We start from the raw sequence: 8,166 nt of genomic DNA, 5'->3' as shown, positions 1-8,166 counted from the left end.
CCACGGGATGATCTGGCCGACCACGCCGAGCGGCTCGTGGAAGTGGTAAGCGACTGTGTCGCCGTCGATCTCGGCGACGCTGCCCTCCTGGGCACGGATGGCGCCGGCGAAGTAGCGGAAGTGGTCCACCGCCAAAGGCAGGTCGGCGGAGCGGGTTTCGCGGATCGGCTTGCCGTTGTCCCAGGTTTCGGCGACCGCCAAGGGCTCGAGGCTGCGTTCGATGCGGTCGGCTATGTGCTCGAGCACGGCGGCGCGCTGGGCGGGCGAGGTGGCGGCCCAGCGATCGGTGGCGGCGTGCGCGGCCTCGAGGGCAAGGTCGATGTCGGCGGCGCTGGAACGGGCTACCGTGCAGAAGGTTTCGCCGTCGACCGGCGAGGCGTTGTCGAAGTAGCGGCCCTCGATGGGTGCGGCCCAGTCGCCGTCGATGAAGTTGTCGTACCGGGTGGCGTAGCTGACTATGCCGGCGTCGGACCCCGGTCTGGCGTAGATCATGGCTTCGCTCCTCACAGAATTTCTCTGAGAGGGCCACTATGACCGGTGAAGGTTGGTGCGAGGTTGGTACGCCCGCTCAGGTGCGCAGCGCGGTGTGCAAACGAGCGGCGACCACCGCGCGGCGCACATCGTCGATCGGCAGCAGGTTCAGGGCGTGCTCGTGGACCTCGACATCGCCGGGCGCGCGTTCACCGAAGGCAACGGCGTGCTCGGCTCGATCGCTGGCCAGAACCGCGTTGCGCACGCCGACATCCAGATACGCGCGCCACTGCACCACGCCCGGCGTGTCCGAACCCGGCAGCAGCGGACCGCGATACAGCCACACCGCCGAGGTGGTGTCCCCGGCGGCGACCGCGGCCAGCAACTCCACCGCATCGCAGGCGACCGGACCGGTCAGCAGGTAGCGGCGGTTGCTGATCTCGCCGCCCGTGGCGCGGCGCAGGTGCGAGACATCGGCTTTGAGCGTGCTGGTGGACACGGCGCGATCGCCGTAGACCGCGGCGTGCAGTTGCTCCGGGGTGAAACCCTCCGGCTCCAGCGCCAGCAACGCCAGGATCTCGAGCTGGCGCGGCGGCAGCGGGACGGGGCGTCCGTCGCGCAAAAGCTTTGCCGTGCCCAGGCATTCGAGGCGCACGCCGGGCGTCGGCGCGGGTTCGGCGGCGCGCAGCATGGTCTCCACCGCGGTCACCAGCGCCCGCACCGAGGTCATCACCGCGGGGTGGGAGCGATCCCAGGAGCTCGACAGGTCGATCACGCCGACCTGCCGGCCGTCGGGGGCGTGGATCGGCGCGGAGTAGCACACCCAGCCGTGCAGGGCCGCCACGAGATGCTCGGCGGAGAACACCGAGCAGGGGCGGTCGTCGTGCAACGCCAGGGACAAACCGTTGGTGCCCATGTGCGTCTCGTCCCAGCAGCCGCCCGGGGCGAAGTTCACGTTCTCGGCCTGTCTGCGCAGGGCGCGGTCGCCGCACGACCACATGATTGTGCCCGCGGCGTCGGTGACCACGGCGAGGTAGCCCGCGTCCTCGGTGATGCCGCGCAGGTCAGCGGAGAGTTCGGTGATGGGGGTGCGCAGCGGCGAGCGCGACCACGTGTCGCCGATGTCGTCGAGGCCCGGCGCTACGGTGACCGACGGGTCGACGGTGTGCAGCGAGCGCTGCCAGGATCGGGCGACGTCGGTGCGTAGCAAGGTCGTTCGGGCCGGTGGTGTCGCGATCTTCGGAGCCGTAGCCCAGCGCTCCCATTCCTTCTCCAGTTCGGCCCGCCGCTGGGTCAGGGTGCGGAACTGTGCCACTTCGGGGAACCCCATCGTCGTGTGAGCTCACTTTCGCTCTCTCATTCTGGCGTACGCACGACGGGCGCGGGAGGGTTTGGGGGTCCGCATGCTGGGGGCTCGGCGTGTCCGGCGCGGGTTCGCCGGACACGCCGAGCGCCCCCTACTTCGGCGCCTGGAACCCGCCGATCTTCTCCTCGAGAAGTTCGGCCAGCCGCAGCGGAGTGCGGTCCTCGAACATCGGACCGATCAGCTGCACGCCCACCGGGAGACCCTCGGGAGACCGGCCCGCCGGTATCGCGGTGGCGGGCAGGCCCGGCATGGTCGCCAGGCCGGCCCACACCAGCTGATCGAAGAACGGGTAGTCGACGCCGTCGATGTCGATCCGCCGCTCCGCGATACCGGCCTGATGGTCGTGCGGGAACGCCGGTGTAGGCGTGATCGGGCAAACGACGGCGTCGAACTCGGCGAACAACCGCCGCCAGCCTGCACGATGCAGTTCGCGACGATTGTTGGCCCGCAACCAGTCTCGGTGGCTGAACACGATGCCGCGCAGGCGGCCCGCGTCGAGACTGTCGTCGTCCGGGCTCAGGTCGAGGGCTCGGGCCTGGTCGTACTGGTCGTCGGGCACGCCGAGGGACGCGTTCGACATCAGCAGTTGCATGTACAGCACCGCGGCTTCGTCCAGGTCGGGCAGCAGCGGGCTGTGCCGTTCGACGCGGGCGCCGCCGTCCACCAGGGCGTCCATCACCCGGTCGAGGCCCGCGCGCACGGCGGACCCGGTCGGCATGCGCGGATGGTCTTCGAGGACCAGTATTTTGAAGTCCTTCAGGTGCTCGTGGCGGGCGGGCGGCAGCGCCAACTCGTGCGCCACACCTAGGGTGAGCGGGTCGGGCCCGGCCATCACATCGAGCAGCAGCGTCAGGTCGCGCGCGGTGCGCGCCATCGGGCCGACGACCGCCAGATCGTGATTGACCGGCAGGGCAGGCATCGGCGGCGGGACCATGCCGCGCATCGCGACCAGGTTGAGCGACGGCTTGTGCGCGTACACACCGCAGAAATGCGCCGGAGTACGCAGCGACCCGCCGATGTCCGAGGCCAGCGACAGCGCGCCGAACCCCGCCGCCAAGGCCGCCGCCGAGCCGCCCGAGGACCCGCCCGGCGTGCGCGAGTGATCCCACGGATTATTGGTGGTGCCGTAGATCCCGTTGAAGCTCTGCAGATCCTGCAGCATCCGCGGCACATTGGTCACGCCCAGCACCACCGCCCCCGCCGCCCGCACCCGCGCCACCTGCAGTGCGTCCTCCTCGGGCACGAAGTCTTTGAACTGCGGCATGCCCCAGGTCTTGGGCAGCCCCGCCACGCTGTAGCACTCTTTGACGGTCAACGGAATTCCCAGCAGCGCCCCGTCCTCCCCGCGGGCCCGTGCCGCATCCGCGCGCCGCGCCGCCTCGCGCGCACGGTCGAAATCGCGCACACAGATGGCGTTGATTGCCCCGTCCTCGCGCTCGATTCGTTCGATCGCCTCCTCCGTCAGTTCTACCGAACTGACCTTGCCTGCGCGCAGGGCCGCTGAAAGTTCTTCCGCAGAAAGAAAACTCCACTCCATTGCGCCGACCATACCGGGGGCGAGGAGTGGTCTAGAGGGTGCGAATGGGACTCTGGGGGAGCGAGGTGTGCCGAAATATGTACGGCGTCGTCTATAAGTCGCTTCAGTTGCGCTACTGCAGTTGAATCACCCAAGGTCAGAAAGGCTTTCAACCTTATGGCTCCCTATAAAAAGCCATGAAATACCCGCCCAGCGCAACAGGATAGTTGTCTCAGTTCTTACCAGCCGCAGCGCCAGATAATTCGCAAATCAGGCGTTGCCCCGAGCACGCGGCAAGTCGCCGCGACCGCGAGATACAGGCAAGTCGCCGCGACCGCGAGATACAGGTGCGCGGCTCGCGAGATACAGGTGCGGCGCTTCAGGGCGTAGCTCTTCGATCCAGCCGGGCATCGCCATGGCGCGAGACCAAGCCCGCGAACCAAACCCAGCAGCGCGGCCATCGGCCCGGTGATCCCAGCGCGCTCCCACAGCACGCCCGCACTCTCTCTCGGGCCCCGCACTGTCTCTCGAGATCCGCACCGGCTCTAGGGCGCGAGAGAGGGTGCGGGTCCCAAGACAGAGTGCGGGGCCCCAGCCCTTCCGGACGCCGCCACGGCGCGAGGCCCAGCGCGCGATCCACACCCACCGGCGCGGCCGGTGATCCCAGCGCGCTCCCGCACTCTCTCTCGGGATCCGCACCGGCTCTAGGGCGCGAGAGAGGGTGCGGGTCCCAAGACAGAGTGCGGGGCCCCAGCCCTTCCGGACGCCGCCACAGCGCGAGGCGCAGCGCGCGAACCAAACTCAGCGGCGCGGCCGCCGGCCCGGTGATCCGAGCGCGCTCCCGCACTCTCTCTCGGGACCCGCACTGTCTCTCGGGATCCGCACTGTCTCTCGGGACCCGCACCGGCTCTAGGGCACGAGAGAGAGTGCGGGGCCCCAGTGAGAGTGCGGGGCTCCAGCCCTTCGCCATGTCGTGGGGCCGAGGGTATCGCGGATTGCACGGCAGGCATCCGTCAGCACGTGCAGTGGAGGTCCCGGCCGTGCAGATACTTTGCGGGAAGGCACTCGAAAATTAGTAGAGCTGCGCTACTGCGCGTAACTACGCTGCTGCCGAACCGTCGTCTACTTAAGGACATTCCGCTGTACATCCGGTGAGACCTCCCCAGCGCTGAATCGTCGCGCGTCGCGCATGTGCGTCGCGCTCCTTCTTGCTGCAAACCTCTCACTGAAACGGGTGTACTTCTATGCTCGACATCTGGGTGGTCGTGCCCACCTGCCTGCCCCTCGTTCGCCGCCGCTGCCACGTGTGCGCGTCCGAGCGTTTCAGGACGAACGGAAAATTCCGCGTCAACGCGAACCACAAGCTCATCGACGCGTGGCTCCTGGCGCTCTGCACCGAGTGCGGGGAAACCACGAAACTCACGGTCCTGGAGCGGATGAATGTTCGCTCCATACGACCTGAACTGCTGGACCTGCTGCACAGCAACGACCTCGGCCTGACCGCAGAGCTGCTCCAGGATCCGGCCGTGCAGCGCCGTAATCGCATCGCCCTCGACTGGGACAACGCCTGGCGCCTCGACACCGGCGGGTCCGACCACACGGACGCCGAGGTGATCGACGTCTCGGTCCGCTTCGCGGCCCGGATCCCGGTCCGGCCGACGCGACTGATCGCGGAAGGCCTCGGTATTTCGCGGGCCGAGGTCGACAGACTCCACACGGAGGGGAATCTGGTGTCGGCAGTCCGCTTGGGCGGCAAGCTCTCCGGCGACTTCACCTTCACGCTCAAACGCTGAGCCCTCGTTGCGGCCTGCCAGCCTGCCCGGCGAAGACCCACCGTGAGGTGGTGACGCCGCCCGCCGTTAGGGCGAGTTCGAAGCGAGCTGCAGTCCGAGCGCGCTGTTCCTGCGCGGGGGATGCGCAGGAACAGCGTTCACGGCTCAGCTCTTCACGAATTCGTAGGTGTAGAAGATGATTCCGTTGCCTACTCGGCGGAGGTCGGTCAGGTGGAGGGGGTGGGGTTCGGTGAGGGTGTCGAAGAGGCGGCGGCCGGAGCCCAGGACGACCGGGAAGACGCATAGGCGGAGTTCGTCGGCGAGGTGGTGTTCGATGAGGGTGTGGAGGAGGGTGTAGCTGCCGTAGACGAGGATTTCGCCGGTCAGGCTCGATTTGAGGTCTGAGATCTGTTGCACCGCATTGCCTTCGAGGACGGTCGAGTTCTCCCAGACGGGCTTGTCGTCGGTGGTGGAGATTACGTATTTGGGCATGGTGCGGGTGCGGTCGGCCCATTCGCCGGGGCGTTCCCGGGTGCCGAACCAGGTATCGGTTCGCCTGCCGAGCAGGAGAGCTTCGGCTGCTAGGGCCTGCTGGGTCGAGAGGGCGTCCCAGGCGGGGACGTCGGATTCGCCGAAGCGGTAGAACCAGCCGCCGCGGTCGGAACCTTCTTTGCCGTCGGGGTCTTCGACCACGCCGTCGAGGGTGGCATTGGTGGTGATCACGATCTTGGCCACGGGTTCTCCTGTCTCCGTTGATGCTTGTCATCGGGTAGACGTCCGGCTCAGCCATGAATTGGGCGGGCAGGTACCGCCCAATTCGCCTACCCGGCGGCGTCGGTATCGGTAAGTGCGTCGAACGAGGCCACGCGGAGAAGAAGGGCGAGGATGCATGGTGATGGAGACGATGGACCTGATCGCGCGGGCTCGGGCCGGCGACCACAACGCGTTCCGCGATCTGGTCCATGGACACTCCCGCGAGTTGCAGGTGCACTGCTATCGCATTCTGGGATCGCTACAGGATGCGGAGGACGCGCTCCAAGAGACCCTCGTGTCCGCGTGGCGTAACCTCGGCGGGTTCAGCGAGCGGTCCTCGCTCCGGACCTGGCTCTACAAGATCGCGACCAATCGGTGTCTGGACATGTTGCGGGCCAACAGCCGCCGCCCCCGCATCGCCCCGCCGCTGCCCGACGTCGCGCTGCCCGCACCCGCCGGCACCGGCGACCCGGCGTGGTTGGAGCCCTATCCCGACGTCCTGCTCGACCGCTGCCCAGGACCGGAGGCCCGCTACGAGACCACCGAGGCCATCTCCATGGCCTTCATCACCGCTTTGCAACTGCTGCCCGCGCGTCAACGCGCCGCGCTCGTCCTCCGCGACGTCCTCGGCTACCACGCCGCGGAGGTCGCCGAGATGCTCGATGCCACAACGGAATCGGTGCAAAGTGCCCTAAAACGCGCCCGTGCTACCGTCGACAACCACCTCGCCGACTCCAGCGGGCCCGCGCGCCGGCCCGGCACCGCCGCCGAACATCGGCTCGTCACCCGGCTCACCGACGCCCTGGAACGCGCCGACCTGGATGCTCTGATCGCACTGCTCGTTACCGACGTGAGACTGTCCATGCCGCCGGTCATGCTGGAGTACCGCGGCATCGAATCAGCCCGCCGCGCGCTCGCCGCCGTCACCTTCCGCCCCGGCCTCACCTATCGCGTGATACCCACCCGCGCCAACGGCCAGCCCGCCTTCGGTCTGTACCAGGCAGACCCGCACGCAGGCGGCCACCGCGCCTACGCCCTCCTGATCATCACCGCGGCCGACGACCACATCACCGCCATCACCTGCTTCAGCACCGACGTCATGCCGCGCTTCGGACTACCCCGAACGCTCCCCGAAACAGAGTGACAGACTGCTACCTCGGAAGACCCAGTGACGCAGAGAGAGTGGACAGATTGCACGGGATATTGCCCAGGTAGTTGATACACGGCTGCGGTTGATCGACCGTCGTGGCCGAGTCGGTTGCCGGGGTGAGGGGAAGACCGGCCGCAGCGGCGGGCGCGACCGCCGAGAACGGTGCAGCCACGAATCCGAACACAGCAATCCAAAGCTTCGGGTTCCGCATGAAGCCGCCTCCCCGTTGTCTCCGTGCCTCCAGTCCTCGGGCCCCCGCGATGTCCGCTCTACACCCGCAATAGGCGGCGACCGAGAGGGATTCGGTGACGGACGCTTCTTGGGCGATGCCGCCGTTAGTTGCTGATGATCGCTTGACCGGCTCCGGACGGGCTCAGGCTCGAGCCGAAGCCGCCCGGGCAGGGGTCTGTCCGGGCGGCATCGGTATCCGAGAGGGCGGGAGGGGCTCCGCCACCGGCGAGTCATGAATCACGGACGCCTCCGTGGTCATTCGGACCGAAATCCGTTGATTCACCGGTGGTTTGCACGCTAGACCGTAAGACGGTTCACCGTCAGCGATTTCGACAAATTGGGTAGATTTGTCTACGTGGAGTACGAAACATCCCATATGTACATGCTGGTCGGGCCGGGATCTGGGGCGCGGAGGGTAGGGATTCAGTTGTGTGCGTTGAGGTGTGACAGCGGGTGCTGAGAGTTCGCGGCCGAGTTGACCACCGTTGTTCGGAAGCCGCGGCGGCGTGAGCGTTTCGGGCGTGCCGAGTCCGGCGTGAACGTCGTAGCGCTCGAATGTCCCGGTCGCGGACGCCGACTACGGAAAAGATCGGTCGCGCGGTCGCGGCTGATGCCGTGGCACACGGGTCGCGCGTCCGACTGTGAACGTGCGCCATAACGCCAGAACCTCGACTCCTGCACCGCCTGGTCGGCGGCCCACGAACTTGCGCGTTCGAGTATGCGGCTCCAAGTCGAAAGTCGCTGCGGCGTGAGCCTGGGTCTGCGACACCGCGAGCGTCGTGATCTCGTTCATACGCAGTTCCAATACCCGTGCGGACGGTTTGGCCGGGGCGTGGACGGGTCGGTGGTACCCGTTCGCGGGGCTGGCGCGCAGTGAGCGGATGCCAGACGACGACATCGTGGTGGC

The 8,166-nt window shown here is 67.6% G+C and carries 6 protein-coding genes; 2 read left to right on the top strand and 4 right to left on the bottom strand.

Features of this window, described 5'->3' with window-relative positions; all coding sequences use genetic code 11:
* The 3 genes from ON39_RS35615 to ON39_RS35605 form a co-directional block, all read right to left on the bottom strand.
* The coding region (locus ON39_RS35615; RefSeq protein WP_040740743.1) for an aldehyde dehydrogenase family protein at positions 1–492 on the bottom strand (492 nt) is incomplete at its 3' end.
* 76 nt (positions 493–568) lie between these two features.
* On the bottom strand, positions 569–1,801 hold the full coding sequence (locus ON39_RS35610; protein ID WP_051187518.1) for a winged helix-turn-helix domain-containing protein: 1,233 nt from the start codon (positions 1,799–1,801) through the stop codon (positions 569–571).
* A gap of 127 nt (positions 1,802–1,928) precedes the next feature.
* Entirely contained in the window at positions 1,929–3,374 is a 1,446-nt protein-coding gene (locus ON39_RS35605; RefSeq protein ID WP_040740746.1) for an amidase, read from the bottom strand.
* A 1,223-nt stretch (positions 3,375–4,597) separates the two neighbouring features.
* Between ON39_RS35605 and ON39_RS35600 the strand changes: the two genes are divergently transcribed.
* A complete protein-coding gene (locus ON39_RS35600; RefSeq protein ID WP_040740741.1) occupies positions 4,598–5,146 on the top strand; it encodes a DUF1062 domain-containing protein in 549 nt (182 codons plus the stop codon).
* Between the two features lie 144 nt (positions 5,147–5,290).
* Here ON39_RS35600 and ON39_RS35595 read toward each other — a convergent pair whose 3' ends face one another.
* Positions 5,291–5,860, bottom strand: a complete 570-nt coding sequence (locus tag ON39_RS35595) for a dihydrofolate reductase family protein (RefSeq protein WP_040740740.1) — start codon at positions 5,858–5,860, stop codon at positions 5,291–5,293.
* Positions 5,861–6,020: 160 nt separating this feature from the next.
* Between ON39_RS35595 and ON39_RS35590 the strand changes: the two genes are divergently transcribed.
* Positions 6,021–7,022: a sigma-70 family RNA polymerase sigma factor gene (locus tag ON39_RS35590; RefSeq protein WP_040740745.1), complete on the top strand. Its 1,002-nt coding sequence runs from the start codon at positions 6,021–6,023 to the stop codon at positions 7,020–7,022.
* Positions 7,023–8,166 lie beyond the last annotated feature (1,144 nt).

The sequence above is a fragment of the Nocardia tenerifensis NBRC 101015 genome (assembly GCF_000308715.1).
In the GTDB taxonomy this organism is placed as follows: domain Bacteria; phylum Actinomycetota; class Actinomycetes; order Mycobacteriales; family Mycobacteriaceae; genus Nocardia; species Nocardia tenerifensis.
The sequence above is the reverse complement of the archived record's forward strand: the minus strand, read 5'-3'. Positions and strand labels throughout refer to the sequence as shown.